This is a genomic window from Pseudoalteromonas sp. SG44-1, assembly GCF_014164315.1.
GTDB lineage: Bacteria > Pseudomonadota > Gammaproteobacteria > Enterobacterales > Alteromonadaceae > Pseudoalteromonas > Pseudoalteromonas rhizosphaerae.
Genome location: NZ_JACJEW010000249.1, coordinates 1 through 407 on the forward strand (window position 1 = coordinate 1; position 407 = coordinate 407).

The 407-nt window shown below is 36.1% G+C and carries 1 rRNA gene; it reads left to right on the plus strand.

The features are described 5' to 3' along the window. Window positions 1–65, plus strand: a 16S ribosomal RNA gene (locus tag H5187_RS24040); the annotation flags it as partial. Between the last annotated feature and the right edge of the window lie 342 nt (window positions 66–407).

The window sequence follows — 407 nt, forward strand, 5'->3', positions numbered from 1 at the left end:
TCATGACTGGGGTGAAGTCGTAACAAGGTAGCCCTAGGGGAACCTGGGGCTGGATCACCTCCTTATACGATTTAGAACTTATTTGTTCGTAGTGTCCACACAGATGATTGTTAGTTAGTTTTACCTTTTAGGTTAACTAATTAATATGCTCTTTAAAAATTTGGAAAAGCTGATAATAAAATTCGTATGAATAACACTGTTATTTGTACAGAGTTTTCAAAAGTAAAAAAGAATGATAGCAGTATCATTCAGTGCCATTTAATAAACGTTTAACGTTTGTTGATTGGTATCTACTTTAGTATTCAATATTAACTTCTGGCGAAGTTAAACTGTCACAAAACAAAGACCCGTTTGGGTTGTATGGTTAAGTGACTAAGCGTACACGGTGGATGCCTTGGCAGTTGGAG